The organism is Croceitalea sp. P059 (assembly GCF_031846365.1).
In the GTDB taxonomy this organism is placed as follows: Bacteria; Bacteroidota; Bacteroidia; order Flavobacteriales; family Flavobacteriaceae; genus Croceitalea; species Croceitalea vernalis.
Map to the genome: position 1 here is coordinate 668,360 of NZ_JAVRHW010000002.1, position 16,069 is coordinate 684,428.

At 33.6% G+C, this 16,069-nt stretch carries 17 protein-coding genes and 1 riboswitch; of the genes, 8 read left to right on the forward strand and 9 right to left on the reverse strand.

Translation table 11 applies throughout. The features are described from left to right. Positions 1-25: 25 nt before the first annotated feature. Positions 26-1,717 (forward strand): alpha-amylase family glycosyl hydrolase, encoded by a 1,692-nt coding sequence (locus RM542_RS09315; protein ID WP_311385473.1) that lies wholly within the window; start codon positions 26-28, stop codon positions 1,715-1,717. A 1-nt stretch (position 1,718) separates the two neighbouring features. Here RM542_RS09315 and RM542_RS09320 read toward each other — a convergent pair whose 3' ends face one another. Continuing rightward, positions 1,719-2,087, reverse strand: coding sequence for a VOC family protein (locus tag RM542_RS09320; RefSeq protein ID WP_311385474.1), 369 nt, complete (start codon positions 2,085-2,087; stop codon positions 1,719-1,721). Between the two features lie 13 nt (positions 2,088-2,100). Then, positions 2,101-2,628 (reverse strand): SRPBCC family protein, encoded by a 528-nt coding sequence (locus tag RM542_RS09325; protein WP_311385475.1) that lies wholly within the window; start codon positions 2,626-2,628, stop codon positions 2,101-2,103. Positions 2,629-2,745: 117 nt separating this feature from the next. Between RM542_RS09325 and RM542_RS09330 the strand changes: the two genes are divergently transcribed. From RM542_RS09330 to purB, 3 genes are read left to right on the forward strand one after another with little or no spacing between them, the layout of a single operon-like run. Continuing rightward, positions 2,746-3,438 (forward strand): NAD-dependent deacylase, encoded by a 693-nt coding sequence (locus RM542_RS09330; RefSeq protein WP_311385476.1) that lies wholly within the window; start codon positions 2,746-2,748, stop codon positions 3,436-3,438. A 3-nt stretch (positions 3,439-3,441) separates the two neighbouring features. After that, complete coding sequence (locus RM542_RS09335) at positions 3,442-4,011, forward strand: hypothetical protein (protein WP_311385477.1); 570 nt, start codon at positions 3,442-3,444, stop codon at positions 4,009-4,011. 45 nt (positions 4,012-4,056) lie between these two features. Beyond that, the gene (purB, locus tag RM542_RS09340) at positions 4,057-5,400 is read left to right on the forward strand and encodes an adenylosuccinate lyase (protein ID WP_311385478.1); all 1,344 of its coding nucleotides are present in this window, start codon (positions 4,057-4,059) and stop codon (positions 5,398-5,400) included. Between the two features lie 67 nt (positions 5,401-5,467). Here the strand turns inward: purB and RM542_RS09345 are convergent, their stop codons facing one another. The 6 genes from RM542_RS09345 to RM542_RS09370 form a co-directional block, all read right to left on the reverse strand. Then, the gene (locus RM542_RS09345; protein WP_311385479.1) at positions 5,468-6,271 is read right to left on the reverse strand and encodes a mechanosensitive ion channel domain-containing protein; all 804 of its coding nucleotides are present in this window, start codon (positions 6,269-6,271) and stop codon (positions 5,468-5,470) included. Positions 6,272-6,424: 153 nt separating this feature from the next. Continuing rightward, positions 6,425-6,964 (reverse strand): DUF4252 domain-containing protein, encoded by a 540-nt coding sequence (locus RM542_RS09350; protein WP_311385480.1) that lies wholly within the window; start codon positions 6,962-6,964, stop codon positions 6,425-6,427. Positions 6,965-7,036: 72 nt separating this feature from the next. After that, entirely contained in the window at positions 7,037-7,582 is a 546-nt protein-coding gene (locus RM542_RS09355; protein WP_311385481.1) for a DUF4252 domain-containing protein, read from the reverse strand. A 94-nt stretch (positions 7,583-7,676) separates the two neighbouring features. Continuing rightward, positions 7,677-8,219 (reverse strand): DUF4252 domain-containing protein, encoded by a 543-nt coding sequence (locus RM542_RS09360; RefSeq protein ID WP_311385482.1) that lies wholly within the window; start codon positions 8,217-8,219, stop codon positions 7,677-7,679. A 10-nt stretch (positions 8,220-8,229) separates the two neighbouring features. Then, a complete protein-coding gene (locus RM542_RS09365) occupies positions 8,230-8,667 on the reverse strand; it encodes a hypothetical protein (protein ID WP_311385483.1) in 438 nt (145 codons plus the stop codon). After that, positions 8,654-9,163 (reverse strand): sigma-70 family RNA polymerase sigma factor, encoded by a 510-nt coding sequence (locus tag RM542_RS09370; protein WP_311385484.1) that lies wholly within the window; start codon positions 9,161-9,163, stop codon positions 8,654-8,656. Before RM542_RS09370 ends, RM542_RS09365 begins: the two co-directional genes overlap by 14 nt. Positions 9,164-9,348: 185 nt before the next feature. Between RM542_RS09370 and RM542_RS09375 the strand changes: the two genes are divergently transcribed. Next, a complete protein-coding gene (locus tag RM542_RS09375) occupies positions 9,349-10,797 on the forward strand; it encodes a S41 family peptidase (RefSeq protein WP_311385485.1) in 1,449 nt (482 codons plus the stop codon). Between the two features lie 50 nt (positions 10,798-10,847). On the opposite strand, the gene RM542_RS09380 is transcribed toward RM542_RS09375, so the two are convergent. Beyond that, entirely contained in the window at positions 10,848-12,737 is a 1,890-nt protein-coding gene (locus tag RM542_RS09380) for a TonB-dependent receptor domain-containing protein (RefSeq protein WP_311385486.1), read from the reverse strand. A 65-nt stretch (positions 12,738-12,802) separates the two neighbouring features. Beyond that, a riboswitch (cobalamin riboswitch) is annotated at positions 12,803-13,027 on the reverse strand. Positions 13,028-13,079: 52 nt separating this feature from the next. Here RM542_RS09380 and RM542_RS09385 point away from each other — a divergent pair. The 3 genes from RM542_RS09385 to RM542_RS09395 are packed head-to-tail and all read left to right on the forward strand — an operon-like array spanning position 13,080 to position 16,046. After that, positions 13,080-14,234, forward strand: coding sequence for an ABC transporter substrate-binding protein (locus RM542_RS09385; protein ID WP_311385487.1), 1,155 nt, complete (start codon positions 13,080-13,082; stop codon positions 14,232-14,234). Further along, a complete protein-coding gene (locus RM542_RS09390) occupies positions 14,231-15,265 on the forward strand; it encodes an iron ABC transporter permease (protein WP_311385488.1) in 1,035 nt (344 codons plus the stop codon). Before RM542_RS09385 ends, RM542_RS09390 begins: the two co-directional genes overlap by 4 nt. Before the next feature lies 1 nt (position 15,266). Next, positions 15,267-16,046: an ABC transporter ATP-binding protein gene (locus RM542_RS09395; RefSeq protein WP_311385489.1), complete on the forward strand. Its 780-nt coding sequence runs from the start codon at positions 15,267-15,269 to the stop codon at positions 16,044-16,046. Positions 16,047-16,069: the final 23 nt, after the last annotated feature.

The following is a 16,069-nucleotide window of genomic DNA, read 5'->3' on the forward strand; positions in this document are numbered from 1 at the left end:
ATAGTTTTAGAGAAATTCCTCAAAGATGAAAAAACTACTTATCGCAATGTCGATATTGACCTTTCTTTTAGGTTGTAAAAAAGTAAAAAAAGAAACCATTTCTGAAGAAAAAGTTGTTGCCACAACAGAGAAGGAAGTAAAAAAAGAAGTGCCATTTTTTTGGGAAGGGGCTAATATCTATTTTTTACTTACAGATCGTTTTAATAATGGCAATCCTGAAAAAGATGTGAATTTTGAAAGAACAGATTCAACAGCTGTTTTAAGAGGCTTTGAAGGTGGGGATATTGATGGTATTTCTAAGAAAATCGATGAAGGGTATTTTACTGATTTAGGTATTAATGCAATTTGGTTTACCCCTATTATAGAGCAAGTTCATGGAGCAACTAATGAAGGAACTGGCAATACTTATGCCTATCACGGTTATTGGGCAAAAGACTGGACGGCAATAGATCCGAATTTTGGTACAAGTAAAGACCTTGAGAATTTAGTTAAGAAAGCACATGCCAAGGGTATAAGAATTTTGTTGGATGTAGTTTTAAACCATACTGGACCTGAAACAGAAATAGACCCTGTCTGGCCAGAAGAGTGGGTTCGAACAGATCCCACCTGCGAATTCACAACCTATGATAATACTACCGCATGTACACTAGTAGATAATTTACCTGATATTTTAACGGAATCTGACGTACCGGTAGAATTACCAGATGCATTATTAGCAAAATGGAAAGAGGAAGGACGACTTAGTCAAGAACTGGATGAATTAAACCTGTTTTTTGAAAGAACAGGATACCCCAGAGCTCCTAGATTTTATATTATCAAGTGGTTAACAGATTATATTCATGAATTTGGTGTAGATGGTTTTCGCGTAGATACCGTTAAACACGTTAATGAAAATGCTTGGACGGAGTTATATCAAGAATCAGAATACGCTTTTGAAACTTGGAAGAAAAAACATCCGAATGAAGTGTTAGATGATAACCCATTTTTTATGGTTGGAGAAGTTTATAATTATGGTATTTCAACAGGGCGATTATTTAATTTTGGTGATAAAAAAGTTGATTTTTTTAATCATGGATTTAAAAGTCTCATCAATTTTGAGTTAAAATATGATGCTCAGAAAGATTATGAAACCATTTTCAGAAAGTATAATAAATTACTCAATACAAAACTTAAGGAGAAAAGTGTTCTTAATTACCTAACCTCACACGATGATGGTAGTCCTTTTGACAAAGAACGAAAAAAACCATTTTATTCGGCCAATGTATTATTGTTAACTCCGGGGGCTTCTCAAGTGTACTATGGAGATGAAACTTCTCGACCACTTGTTATAGAAGGAACAGAAGGGGATGCAACACTACGTTCTTATATGAATTGGGAAGATTTGGATAGTATTCCATCTATCCAAAGAGTTCATAGTCATTGGCAAAAATTAGGGCAATTTAGAGCTAATCACCCTGCTGTTGGAGCGGGAAAACATAAACGTTTAGCGAAATCTCCTTATGTGTTCTCAAGAACCTATGTTAACGGCGAGTATAAAGACAAAGTAGTTATTGGCTTAAATCTTCCAAAAGGTAAAAAATCGCTTTGGGTAAAAGGCTTTTTTGGAAATGGCACCAGACTTTACGATACCTACTCAGAAACTGAAGTAATCGTTAGTAATAATAAGGTTATTTTAGAAAATGATTTTGATATAGCCTTATTAGAGTTAATGGAATAGTCTATTTTTTTGAATGTAAAGCTATTCGATTGCCCTCGGAATCATGAAAAAGAGCCATATACCCTATATCAGGACTAATTAGCGTTTTTTGTTTTAATATACGACCACCTGCAGCTGTTATACTGTTTAATTCATTTTGAACATCGTCAGAGGAAAAGTAAATCAAAACACCTTCTTTAAAATTTGGAATATACCATTCAGGTTTTTGTATTAAAGAACCTGAACTGCCTGGCTTACCATCTGCACTTGGAAACCAACCCATAACCGCTTCTCCAAAATCATGAATTTGAATTTCTATTTGAAAAACTGTTTCGTAAAAGGTTTGGGCTCGCTTCATATCAGTAACAGGAATTTCAAACCAACCTATCATATTTTTATTCATGCTAGCCTTCCATAATAGTTTTCAGATTTGAAAGTCCTTCTTCAAAGTCCTTACCTACCATTTTATCCATACTCATAAATAGCATCATGATACTCATCGGGAATTTGTTTTTTCCTGAAAAGCCCCAAGTGACTTTTGTGTTTCCCTCTGAAATCTCATCGGTGATGAAATAACAGTTTGATTCAGATTTAAAGGGCTTCATAAAACGTAGTTCCCCTTCAATACGTTCGCCATCAATAATTTTTTTAATTTCTTGCTCACCTTCACCTACTTCCTTATTCCCTAACCAATAACTTACCGACCCTTCCTCTCCATCTACACCTTTAAACTCCTTTTTCATATTAGGGTCTTTTTTTGCCCATGGTGACCATTCATCTTGCTTTTTAAGTGAACGTAATACCTCAAATACGTCTTTTTTGGGTTTCTCAATAGTTATTGAACGAGAAACATCATAAGTCTTAGGAGCTAAAAGAGTCAAAATTATTATCAGAAAAATGAGACCCGCAACAATGTATAATACTGTAGTCATCTTGTTAATTTTTAATTGGTTGTGATTAAAAATACGAAATTCATTTTTGCGAGAAATAAGTATAGTTTTTAGATGTTAGCCCTGAATGAAATTTGTAATTTTAAAATCATTCATGTTATGAATAAAAAGATTGTAATATTAACAGGTGCAGGAATTAGTGCAGAAAGCGGATTGAAAACTTTTCGAGATGCCAATGGTTTATGGGAAGGTCATGACGTTATGGAGGTAGCCTCTCCACAAGGGTTTGCAAAAAATCCTGAATTGGTTTTAGAGTTTTATAATCAAAGAAGAAATCAGTTATTAAAAGTAAAACCAAATGCTGGTCATTTGGCTTTAGTTGAACTTGAAACCAATTTTGAAGTAAATATCATTACTCAAAACGTTGATAATTTACATGAGCAAGCCGGAAGTGCAAAAGTTTTACACCTGCATGGTGAGCTTTTCAAAGTAAGAAGTACAGTAAATGAAAATCTCGTATTGAATTGGAAAAAAGATTTGAACATAGGCGATTTAGGAACAGATGGGCATCAACTACGCCCTCATATTGTATGGTTTGGTGAAATGGTGCCGATGCTCGAAAGAGCAATTGAAATAACTTATACAGCCGATATTTTAATTATAATTGGAACATCAATGCAAGTATACCCGGCAGCGAGTTTGGTGAATTATGTGAAATCTGAAACCCCAATTTTTTTTATTGATCCGAAACCGAGTGTTACCAAAAATGATTTCGAAAATTTAACAATTCTAAAATCTTCAGCTAGTATTGGTGTACCGCAATTGGTAAACGAATTAAATTCCAATTTATAAAAATTGAAAGAAGAGCAACTTTATAGAAGGCTTAATTCAGGGCGATTATCTAAAACTGAAATAGATGAGTTAGTAAAAGAATTGATGGATTACCCTAATCTTACTGAAATGCTACTTCAAGAAGTATTTAGACAAGATAAAGAGCATGATTTTAATGCAAGCTGGGTTTTTGACCATTTAATGAGAAAAAAATTAAAATATCTATTACCCCATTTTGAATTTTTTAGTAAAGAACTTAAAAACTTAGTTTCAGAATCATGTCTTCGGCCCATGGCCCACACTTGTGAATTGATAACTATAGCATATTTTAAAGGTGAAAAAGAGTTTGTAAACGTAATTACCAATCAACAATTAGAACGATTAGTTGATGTTTGTTTTGACTGGTTCATTGGTAATCATAAAGTGGCAACAAAAGTGTTTGCAATGTCTTCGTTATTTGAATTAGGAAAGCGGTTTGATTGGATCTACCCAGAATTGAAAATAATCTTGGAAACAACCATTGGAAATAGCACCGCTGGATATAAAAGCAGAGGCAAAAAAACCCTTGAGAAGCTTATTGCAAAAGGAATATAAATCTTTAATATTAAGTATCTTTGCGCTTTCTCAAAAATTAGCAAAATGTCTTTAAATCAACTAAGCGCTATATCTCCTATTGATGGTCGTTATCGAAATAAAACTGAAGCTTTAGGTAATTATTTTTCTGAAGAAGCTTTAATCAAATATCGGGTTCAAGTTGAAATTGAATATTTTATTGCGCTATGTGAAATTCCTTTACCTCAATTGTCAGATTTTGACAAATCATTGTTTGCTGATTTGCAAAAAATTTATCTGGAGTTTTCAGCCAGTGATGCTCAAGCAATTAAGGACATTGAAAAGATTACCAACCATGATGTAAAAGCAGTCGAATATTTTATCAAACAAAAATTTGACGACTTAAAATTACAGAAATATAAAGAGTTTATCCATTTTGGATTGACTTCACAAGACATTAATAATACAGCAATTCCGTTTTCAATTAAATCGGCAATGAATGATGTTTATGTCCCCTTATACTTTGAAGTTTTTGATAAACTTAAAACTTTAGCTAAAGAATGGGAAGCAATACCAATGTTGGCTAGAACCCACGGTCAACCTGCAAGTCCAACGAGATTGGGTAAAGAAATTGGTGTTTTTGTTGAACGTTTAAAACAACAGTTTGATTTACTAAATGATATTCCTTCGGCCGCAAAATTTGGCGGAGCAACAGGTAATTATAATGCGCACAAAGTTGCCTTCCCACAAATAGACTGGAAAAAATTTGGACAAGAATTTGTCCAAGAAAAACTAGGTTTATACCAATCCTTCCCTACTACTCAGATTGAACACTATGATCATATGGCTGCGCTATTTGATTGTTTAAAGCGCATTAATACCATCATAGTTGATTTAAACCGAGATATGTGGACTTATATTTCAATGGATTATTTTAAACAAAAGATAAAGAAAGGTGAAGTTGGCTCCTCAGCTATGCCACATAAGGTAAATCCAATAGATTTTGAAAACTCAGAAGGAAATCTTGGTTTAGCAAACGCAATTTTTGAACATCTTTCAAGCAAACTACCAGTATCTAGGCTACAACGTGATTTAACCGACAGTACAGTACTCCGAAATGTGGGTGTACCTTTTGCTCATACTGTGGTTGCTTTTCAATCTACTTTAAAGGGTTTGAATAAACTTGTTTTGAACAGCTCTAAATTTGAACAAGACCTTGAGGATAACTGGGCTGTTGTTGCTGAGGCTATCCAAACAATTCTGAGACGAGAAGGTTATCCAAATCCTTATGAGGCTTTGAAAGGACTAACTCGTACTAATGAAAAAATTAACCAGCAATCTATTTCCAGTTTTATTGAAACCCTAGAAGTTTCGGATGATATTAAGACTGAGCTAAAACAAATAAACCCCTCTAACTATACTGGCATATAGTAAGCCTATAAAACTAAAAAAGACCGCTTTTTAGCGGTCTTTAATTTTTTAAAATTGTAGATTCAAATTATTTATTAATCTGAACTTCATGTGGATATGGAATTTCAATTCCTGCTTTATCCAAGGCTATTTTACAATTTTCATATGTTCCAAAGTAGACATCCCAATAATGCTCAGGTTTGCAAAAAGGACGTACAGCAAAATTCACTGAACTATCAGCCAATTCCATAACATTAACGGATGGTGCAGGATCTTGTAAAACCAGTGGATTCGAAGTTAATACTTCCAATAAAACATCTTTTGTTTGTTTGATATCAGATGCGTAATCAACACCAATCACGGTATCAACTCGGATCTTACCTTCTGCTGTATAGTTTACAATATTTCCATTGGCCATTGCCCCATTTGGTACAATCAAGAGTTTGTTGTCTGGAGAAACTAATTTTGTAGTAAAAATTTCAATCTCTTTTACAACTCCTAATACTCCTTGAGCTTCAACTAAATCGCCAATTTTATAAGGCTTAAAAATCATTATTAAAACTCCTCCTGCAAAATTTGAAAGTGATCCCTGCAAGGCTAAACCAACAGCTAAACCTGCGGCGGCGATTACAGCTGCCAAACTAGTAGTTTCAATTCCTAACGTACCAATAACTGTTATTATTAAGAATATTTTTAAAGCCCAAGAAACCAAATTCATCAAAAACTTCTGTAATGATTCATCATAACTTCCTTTAGCCATTACCTTTCTTAAAATACCTACTAGTTTCTTGATAATAAAAGAACCAATAATGTATACGAGAATGGCTTTTAAAACTGGTATTCCATAGGTCTCAACGTAACCCATTATGCTTTCCATTGATAAATTTTCCATATTGTTTATATAGGTTTTAGTGTTATATATTTTTCTGACACTAATATAACAATTTGGTCACCACTTTTTTTTAAGAAAGTATCAATTCTATACCATAAAAAAATCCTGAAGTGCAATTGCATTTCAGGATTTTCAAGTTTAGTTGAGTTTGGATTATCCTTTTAAGAACTTACCTATTTCCCCTAGGCCTTCTCCATTATAATCTGATTTTTGAATGGCTTGCATTAGCTGTACAATATGAGCTGGATTCATATCTTTCCCTAATACACGAACCAAAGCAAAACCCTGTTCCTCACTTGCACCATAAATGATAACTTCATCAATAGCATTTTCGTCTCCAAGATACTTTACCACTCCTTTACCGTACCGTGAATTAATTTTCATTAACTCAACAAAATCATCATTTTTCAATATCTCTTTCACTCTAGCCTTTTCTATCTTAAAGTCACTAGAATTTTTATCGGTCTTTTTAAAAGCCAAAAGATTAAACTTTTTTAAAGAGTTAACAGCTGCTTGTTGACCATCTGTTAATTCTGCTACCTCCATTTTCAAAATACTTGCAGGGATATCTAAAGAAATGAAATTAGGATTTTCTTGATTATCTATATAGTACTCTTGAAGGCTTTGTTGTGAAGCACATGACCCAAGCAAAATAACTGCAAGTAATAAGGTGCTTTTAATTATTTTTTTCATTGTTTTATATTTTTTGATTGACTTATAAATAAGTATGATTTTTGGCTGTTTTGTTACAGTTAATTGTAATAATTATTTACCTCTTTTAGCTTTTTTTAGCTCTTTGGGTAAATTCATTTTATTTGTAAGTGAACCTATCTTACTCAGCTCAATATCACCAGTCATTGTCAGAAGCACAGTTTCAAAATGCGGTCCATTTTTACCCTTTGCTTTTTCATCTATTCCGGTCACAAACATCAATAATTCTGTAACCCGGTTAGAGTTTCGGCCGTTTTTTATGTAAAACCTAACATTAGTATCACCATCTTTAACCTTCATTAACTCTTCAAGCGAAGCTGATTTTACATATTTTTTCATGGTCTTCGCCATATCAGCAGAAGCCGATGCATCTTCTGACATAAAGACTTTGATATTATCGATACTTTTTGCTAATTCTATGAATTCTTGAGTTTCCTTATCATTTTCGTCAGCAGACATACTTGCTACAATACCTAATAGACCTTTATTGATGATTACTGAACCTACATTTTCAGAATCTTCATATTTGTCAAAAGCAGATTGTGATGTACCTAGAACAGGTAATAAAGCTACCAACGCTATTATTATAAATTTTTTCATGTTATTCGTTTTTGATTTTTGATTGATTTTTTTTAAAGTATAGTTGTCAGTTAACCATAAGACTAACTGACAACCGCTCTTTGCAAATTGACTATTAATTGTTACCAGCTTTGTTTAATTCATCTGGTAAATTCATTTTTTTTGTCAATGAATTGATTTTATTTAAATCAATATCCCCAGTCAATGAAAGTAATACTGTTTCAAATTTTCTATCGTTAACCTCTAAATCAACATCTTTAAGTCCGGTAACGAACATTAACAGCTCACTAACATGATCACTATCTTTACCTTCTTTAATGTAAAATTTCACATTAGCATCTTTGTCTTTAATACGCATTAATTCAGTTAAAGACGATTTCTTTAAATAACCATTTACAGAAGCTTTCATATCTGCTCCAATAGATTGATTATCTGTTGTAAATACTTTGAGGCTCTTTAAACTCGTTGCAATATCTACAAAGTCTTGTGCTTCAGGATCATCTACCTCAACATCAATCTTTGCCAATAGATTGAACATGCTTTGATTCACCACAACTGATGTTACATCATCTAACTCTTCATACTTATCAAAAAGCGATTGTGAAAACCCAGAAAGTGGTAATAGGGCTACTAATAGAATTAAAATATTCTTTCTCATTTTGTTATTATTAATCATTACTTAAAACTTTTTGTTTTGCGACTTCAAACTCATTTAACAAAGCAACTTTTTCAGTGCCTTTATTAAAATTTACTGCTAAAAGATTTAAAGCCTCTTTTGTTTGTAAATAGACCTTTTGGGCCTCTCTTTGTTCTCGATAATCATTACCGAAATACACACCAAATGCCAACACTACTGCCGCCGCAACGGAAACCCATCTATAATTGAATCTTCTTCTAGGTTTTACAGGTTCCGATAGCGATGTTACTTTTGTAAACTGTTCTTCTTTGGCTTTAGAAAAATAAGTGAACATAGGTTGGTATTGCTCAAGATGCGATGCTACGCCCTCTTGATTAAAATACACTCGCAATGTTTCTTCTTCAACAACTGTTGTCGTTGCTTCAAAATATTTTTCTAATAATTTTTCTATGTTCTTATCCGATTCCATAGCTATGCTTTTGCATTAATTTTTCTCTAACTGCTTTTCTCGCTCTTGATAATGTTACACGAACTGCTGTCGGTTTCATACTGAGCATATCTGAAATTTCATCAAAATCATAATCCTCAATATCTCTCAATTGCAAGACCAATTTTTGTTGCTCTGGTAATTCATCCATTATTCGTTCTACCCAACTAACACTATCTTCAATTTCTAATTGTTTCTGTAGACTAGTATTTTCATCTTTATAATTACTATGAACTAATTTTAAATTACCAGCTTGTTTAGATTTCAATCGATCTAGACAGAAATTCTTTGTCATGGTCATAGCAAAAGCCTCAACACTTTTATATTGGCTCATTGCCTCATTTTTTGACCATAGTTTTAATAAAATCTCTTGAGTTGCATCTTCAGCTTCTTCTCTTGACACAAGCAATCGCTTCGCCAGTCTAAACAGCTTATCCTTAAAGGGCATCACAAGATTTAAAAACTCTTTTTGTTGCATTTGGTGGTTGAATTGTTATAAATCATTTACTGACTTACAACTTGAAGACGAAACATAACGAATATTGTTACAAATAGTATTAAAAATTTATTAGATGTAAGTATTTTAGGGTTTTTCAAACTAAAGTTGTTATAGTAAAGAAGCTACTTTGGAATACTAATTGCTATTGAAATTATAAAAACACTATGAAAAAACTTCTCTTCTTATTTGTTGGCTTAGGTTTTATAGTCATCTCTTGTGATAAAAATGATGATAATCCTTTAAATCCCACCTCAGGTGATGTAACGGTGCAGAATTTTATGTGGAACGCCATGAATGATTGGTACTTTTGGCAAGCAGAAGTCCCAGATCTCGCTGATGACAGGTTTGCTAATAATGAGGTTTACACGGAATTTTTACAAGCAACTCCTAATCCCTTAGATTTTTATAATAGTATTCAATTCATAGAAGATCGTTTTAGTTTCTCTAATGAAGATTATAATACTTTGGTAAATAGCCTTAATGGTATTTCGAAAAACAATGGATTGGAATTTGGTTTAGTACAATTTTCTGATGGTAATAATATATTTGGATACGTGCGATATATCATTCCAAATTCAGACGCAGCGACTAAGGATATACAAAGAGGAGACATTTTTACAAGAGTAGATGGTCAACAATTAAATTTAGATAATTATAGAGAATTATTATTTGGAGATAATGACTCTTATACCCTAGGCCTTGCAACAATTGAAAATTCAACAATTACTGATATAGAAGAAGAGGTTTCACTAACTAAGTTAGAAGGTTTGACCGAAAATCCGGTTTTAGTAGCTACTACGCTTGATGTAAATGGTCAAAAAATCGGTTATCTAATGTACAATGGTTTCACTCGTGGTTTTGATGAACAACTGAATGCTGCTTTCGGCCAATTTGTAGCTAATGGAGTTACAGATTTAGTTCTTGATATGCGCTATAATCCTGGAGGTTCTGTTAATTCTTCAAGGTTATTAGCAAGTATGATTTATGGTACTAGAACTCAAGACTTATATATAAAACAACGGTGGAATGCAAAAGTTCAAGAACAATTAAGCTCATCTCAGTTAGAAGATTATTTTGCCTCAACCACTGGAGCGGGAACTCCTATAAATACTTTAAATCTAAATAGAGTTTTTGTAATTGCAACTAATAGTTCCGCTTCAGCGAGCGAATTGGTGATGAATGGTTTAGCACCCTATTTAGATATTATTCATATCGGAGAGACCACACGAGGAAAAAACGAGTTTTCAATCACATTAATTGATGATTCTGAAAATGATTATGTTTATAATTCATCTCGAGAAAATCAAATAAATCCGAATAATAGTTGGGCAATTCAGCCTTTGGTAGGACGTAATGAAAATGCTGACGGCTTTTTCGATTACACTAATGGTTTAGCGCCAGACATTGAGCTTGGAGAAGATTTTGGAAATCTTGGACAGCTCGGCAATTTAAGTGAACCTCTACTTGCAAGAGCTATTCAAGAAATTACTGGTGTTACTTCCAAATCTATTTTTAGAGAAGTAATTAGAACTGGTGAAGAAGTGTCAAACTCAAAGTTACATGCTCCATTAAGAGATAATATGTTTTTAGATAAACCAATTAATCTCAAATAGAAATAAAGAAATGGCCCACAATCTTAAATTCAAGAATGTGGGCCAACTATTTAAAGATTAATATTGAGACCCAAATTATAGTTTCTACCCCTGGTACTATACCCAATAATTTCTTGATAATCTTCATTAAAGATGTTGGTGATGTTAACAAACAACTTCAGTTTATTGTTTTTAAATCGATGGCCTATGTAAAGGTCTATTAAAGAGTAAGCATCAAGTTCTACATTTTGAAAGGTGCTAAAATCAGTATCTTCTCTACTACCAACGTATTGATAAGTTAAAGTCGAATTAGTCTTATCTGAAAATTGGTAATTCAAATTTGCATTCGCCCTATGTTTTGGTAATCTTACCCGATTGCCCTCCTTTAATTCTGTGAAGGTGTAATTCGCAGAAAGTTGTAATCCTGAAATCAATTCAGAAGCTACTTCTAGTTCTGCTCCTTGTATTTTAGCGTCTCCTTCGGCATTGGTATATTGCGAAATAAAATTAACTGGATCTATAGTGGTAAAAATAACAGTATTTGTTTCGTTTCGGTTAAAGTAAAGACCGCTAACACGCAACGTTTTTCCAAGATTCCATTCAAAACCACCTTCTAATGTTCTATTATCTTCAGCCTGCAGGTCTGGATTTCCAAAAGTCCCATCAAATAATTGAAACAAACTAGGAGCGATGAAAGAGGTACTGTATGAAGCTAAAAACTTACCATACCCCTTACCCAAATCAAAAGAATAAGAAGGGTTAAAATTATAGGTAAATTGACTTCCGTACTCGCTGTGGTTGTTTAATCGTGCTCCAACGTTCAAGTTCAAACCAAAATCAGAGACATAAACGAAATTGGCATATGGGTCACTATTGGTATAACTAACTTCCTCGGCAAAAAGAGTTTCGTTTTGCTGATAGTTAAAACCAACAATCGTGTACAATTTGTCGGCAAATACATATTTATTGAAAATATCAAGACTATACCCTTTTGATTCAAATACTGAAGGAAAATCTGATTTGGTTTCCCTATCAATACTGGTCATGCTTGCATTTATAGAGATACTTCCGTTTTCATATGTGTAGGTAGGTGCAACGGCAAATCTCAGTTGCTCAGAAATAGATTCATCATTGGTATCAGCAAACTGAAATAACGGAGCTGGAAAACCATCAATATCATTTTTGATCTTATCAAAACTTCCGAACACCTTTAAATCAAGAGCTTCTGAGAATTTATATCCTATTTTCATATTGGTATTAAGTCGAGAAAATGGGTCTTTTTCGGTATTAACACCAGAGGCAGCCGAGAGTCCATCGGTATATTGAGTAGCAAACCCTACCATATAGGTCAGCTTATCAATTGTCCCGTTTAAATTTATAGCATTGTTAAAATTGGACAAGGTTTTATTATCTTCATTTTGCGATGCATTGGTCCCAACCACTGAATTAACACTCAAAGCTACCTTTTCTTTTGATGCATTTTTAGTCGTAATACTAATTACTGCTGTTGCAGCTGCATTACCATAAAGTGTACTGGCAGAACCTTTTATAATTTCAATATTCGCAATGCTGTTTAAATCTAATAACCTTAAATCAAAATCATTAGCTATTTGTGAAGGGTCGTTCACCTGAATTCCATCTATTATAACTAAAACCTGTCGGTTATTACCACCTCTTATGAAATAACCTAAATTCTGACCTGCTACACTCCTACTACCGTTAATTTCAATCCCACTTTTAGAATTAATAAGCTCCGCTACTGACCTACCTCGATTCTGGGCTATTTCTTCCGCACTAATTTTAATAACGGTTTTACCCGAGTACTCTCGCTTAAGTGCAAAACGAGAATCACTAACCACAACTTCATCAAGGATTTGAACTCGTACTGAGTCTTGTTCTTGTGCGATTAAAGACACGCAAAAATTACTTAGGGCTAAAAACCCTATTACTACTTTTTTCATTTTAATTTTAATTACTCGGAAGAGCCATAGGAATCCCTACGCAAACTTTTATCCCGAAAGTTTAACATTAATCGTTCGAAATTGGCAGGTCTCCTGGCTTGTAATTTGTATTTAACCTTCCCACTAGAAATAACTAGCAGTGGTCTGAAGCAAATACAACTTGCTTAGTCTAGCAAGATGCCGAAAAATTCGACATATACTCACAGTTGCGGGAACAGCTCTAGTTTCTCACTAAATTCCCTTTTAATCATATAAGATGATTTATATGAACCAAATTTCGCTGCGAAGCTAATCATTTTGTTTAACCTTATCACATAAGTTAAATACCCTATTTTTGAAATCATGAAAAGTATCTTCATTAAAGCAATTTGGAGTAGTTTATTAATACTAACAGTAGCCTCCTGTAAAAAAGACGCTAAGACAATCGAAGCCAATAATGGACAGCACAACGGCAGTGTTCAATATGCAAAAGGTTTTAGTATTGATAGAGAAGGTGATTTTACTGTTGTTTCTGTGACAAATCCTTGGCCAAATGCAAAACATAGTTTTAGATATGCTTTTGTTCCTAAAGAAACTTTAGAAAAAATTTCTGTATCCAAAGACTTTTATGATGCGATAATAACAACCCCTATCGAAAATCTTGTGGTAACTTCTACCACACATATTCCTGCATTGGAGAGTTTAGGTGGTTTAGATAAATTAAAAGGTTTTCCAGACACCGACTATATATCTTCAATGCCAGCTAGGCAGCTTATAAATGCAAAGAAAATTATAGATTTAGGATCAAATGAAACATTGAATACCGAGATGGTTTTAGAAATGAATCCTGATGCCTTGGTAGGGTTTGCTATTGATAATCAAAATACCACCTATGAGCTCCTTCAAAAATCAGGAATTCCTATACTATTTAATGGTGACTGGACCGAACAGACTCCACTAGGCAAGGCAGAATGGATAAAATTCTTTGGTGTCTTGCTTCAAAAAGAAAAAGAGGCTGATAGTATTTTTAAAACAATTGCAAATTCATATCACCAAATTAAAGAACTGGCTAAAACAAGTAATAAAAAACCAACAGTGATGAGTGGTGCGCTATATAAAGATGTATGGTATTTACCTGCAGGTGAAAGTTGGGCATCCCAGTTTTTGGCGGATGCGAACACAAATTATCTGTGGGCAGAAACAAAAGGAACAGGAAGCCTTGCTTTAAGTATAGAAGCTGTTCTTGAAAAAGGTCAAAAAGCTGATTATTGGATTGCTCCATCTCAATTTACAACCTATGAAAATTTAGCTAATGCCAATACTCATTATATCAAATTCAATGCCTACAATAAAAAAAAGTTGTTTACCTATTCGGCCACAAAAGGGCCCACCGGTGGACTATTATATTTCGAGCTTGCCCCCCAGCGACCTGACATAGTATTGAAAGACTTGGTTCATATTTTTCATCCAGAATTGCAACCAAATTACATACCATATTTCTTTAAAGCCTTAGAATGACAAATTCATTAGGATCTTATAAAAAATGGTTTTCAGTGCTGACAATTATGCTATTGTTTAGTATGCTTTTGAATATAAGTTTAGGTAGTGTTTCAATTCCATTTACAGATACTTTAAAAGTGCTTTTTGGAGGAACGTTAAAAACAACTTCTTGGGAGTATATTATTTTAAACTATCGGATTCCAAAAGCACTGACAGCAATTTTAGTTGGTGGTGGTTTAGCGGTTAGCGGGCTTTTAATGCAAACTTTATTTAGAAATCCTCTAGCAGGCCCTTTTGTTCTAGGCATAAGTTCTGGTGCCAGTTTAGGAGCTGCTTTAATGATAATGGGAGCTAGCCTATTATCTGGTTTTGCCACTTTTCAATTTTTAAGTGATTTTTCTTTAGCTGTAGCAGCTAGTATAGGGAGTTTTTTAGTCCTAGCCGTTGTAATGGTTGTTGCGAATCGGGTTCGTGATACCATGGCCCTTTTAATAATAGGCTTAATGTTTGGTAGTATTACCGGAGCAATAGTTAGTGTATTGGCTTATTTTTCACCAGCAGAACAACTACAACGTTTTATTTTTTGGTCTTACGGCTCTGTCGGCAATCTATCTTGGGAACAACTTATTATTTTAGCTATTACTTTAGTAGTTGGGTTGCTTCTTGCTTTGTTATCGTTAAAGAATTTAAATGCCTTATTGTTAGGTGAAAATTATGCCAAGAGTTTGGGCATTTCAGTTAAAAAATCAAAGTTTTTAATCATTCTATCAACTGGGCTGTTGGCTGGGTCTATTACAGCCTTTGCCGGACCTATAGCCTTTGTGGGGCTTGCTGTACCTCATTTAACTCGGCAATTTTTCAATACCATGGAACATCGTGTTTTGTTACCTGCCGTTTTCTTATATGGTGGAATTTTGATGTTATTATGTGATTGCATAGCACAATTACCTAATTCGGTCAATGTAATTCCGATTAATGCCATTACTTCTATTATTGGTGGACCAGTAGTTATTTGGCTACTAGTTAAAAAACGAAAATTGTTTTTCTAAAATGATTACTACAGACCTAAATACCATTGCTGTCCATAACTTGAAAATCGGTTATAAAAACAATACCATTGCCAATGAAATTACATTTTCATTACAACCTGGGGAGCTATGCGCAATAATAGGTGTTAATGGTATTGGTAAATCTACTTTATTGAGAACACTAGGGAACATTCAAAATAAACTTGGAGGAATCATAAAAATTCAAAATAAAGAGTTGGAGAAGTATTCTCCCATTGAAGTTGCAAAACAAATGAGTTTAGTTTTAACTGAAAATATTGCTTCTAAAAACTTAACTGTTAAAGAGCTGATCACATTAGGCAGACAGCCCTACACAAATTGGATGGGGTCTTTGTCTAAAGCTGATTCAGAATTTATTGACGAGTGTATTGCTGCCTTAGAATTAGAGCCATTTATAAACCGTAAATGTCATGAAATAAGTGATGGTCAATTACAACGTGTCTTAATAGCAAGGGCTCAGGCTCAAGACACTCCATTAATTTTACTAGATGAACCAACAACACATTTAGATTTATACCATAAGGTTCAAATATTAAAACTCTTAAAACAGTTAGTCCAAGAACAGCAGAAAACAATTGTCTTTACAACTCATGAAATTGATTTGGCTATTCAACTTGCTGATAAAATTTTAATTATTGACGGCATAGAAAACCCGTTTAATGAGCCCTGTGAGCTTATCTCTTCTGGAGCGTTTGAAAACGTTTTTCCTACTGACATGGTTACATTTGATGCAAATTCTGGTTCTTTTAAAGTTAATAAGTAGTCTGCCTTAGTAACATTTGTTTG

Coding starts and splice junctions, on each gene's coding strand:
- RM542_RS09315 (WP_311385473.1), top strand. CDS start 26: ATGAAAAAACTACTTATCGCAATGTCGATATTGACCTTTCTTTTAGGT.
- RM542_RS09320 (WP_311385474.1), bottom strand. CDS start 2,087: ATGATAGGTTGGTTTGAAATTCCTGTTACTGATATGAAGCGAGCCCAA.
- RM542_RS09325 (WP_311385475.1), bottom strand. CDS start 2,628: ATGACTACAGTATTATACATTGTTGCGGGTCTCATTTTTCTGATAATA.
- RM542_RS09330 (WP_311385476.1), top strand. CDS start 2,746: ATGAATAAAAAGATTGTAATATTAACAGGTGCAGGAATTAGTGCAGAA.
- purB (WP_311385478.1), top strand. CDS start 4,057: ATGTCTTTAAATCAACTAAGCGCTATATCTCCTATTGATGGTCGTTAT.
- RM542_RS09345 (WP_311385479.1), bottom strand. CDS start 6,271: ATGGAAAATTTATCAATGGAAAGCATAATGGGTTACGTTGAGACCTAT.
- RM542_RS09350 (WP_311385480.1), bottom strand. CDS start 6,964: ATGAAAAAAATAATTAAAAGCACCTTATTACTTGCAGTTATTTTGCTT.
- RM542_RS09355 (WP_311385481.1), bottom strand. CDS start 7,582: ATGAAAAAATTTATAATAATAGCGTTGGTAGCTTTATTACCTGTTCTA.
- RM542_RS09360 (WP_311385482.1), bottom strand. CDS start 8,219: ATGAGAAAGAATATTTTAATTCTATTAGTAGCCCTATTACCACTTTCT.
- RM542_RS09365 (WP_311385483.1), bottom strand. CDS start 8,667: ATGGAATCGGATAAGAACATAGAAAAATTATTAGAAAAATATTTTGAA.
- RM542_RS09370 (WP_311385484.1), bottom strand. CDS start 9,163: ATGCAACAAAAAGAGTTTTTAAATCTTGTGATGCCCTTTAAGGATAAG.
- RM542_RS09375 (WP_311385485.1), top strand. CDS start 9,349: ATGAAAAAACTTCTCTTCTTATTTGTTGGCTTAGGTTTTATAGTCATC.
- RM542_RS09380 (WP_311385486.1), bottom strand. CDS start 12,737: ATGAAAAAAGTAGTAATAGGGTTTTTAGCCCTAAGTAATTTTTGCGTG.
- RM542_RS09385 (WP_311385487.1), top strand. CDS start 13,080: ATGAAAAGTATCTTCATTAAAGCAATTTGGAGTAGTTTATTAATACTA.
- RM542_RS09390 (WP_311385488.1), top strand. CDS start 14,231: ATGACAAATTCATTAGGATCTTATAAAAAATGGTTTTCAGTGCTGACA.
- RM542_RS09395 (WP_311385489.1), top strand. CDS start 15,267: ATGATTACTACAGACCTAAATACCATTGCTGTCCATAACTTGAAAATC.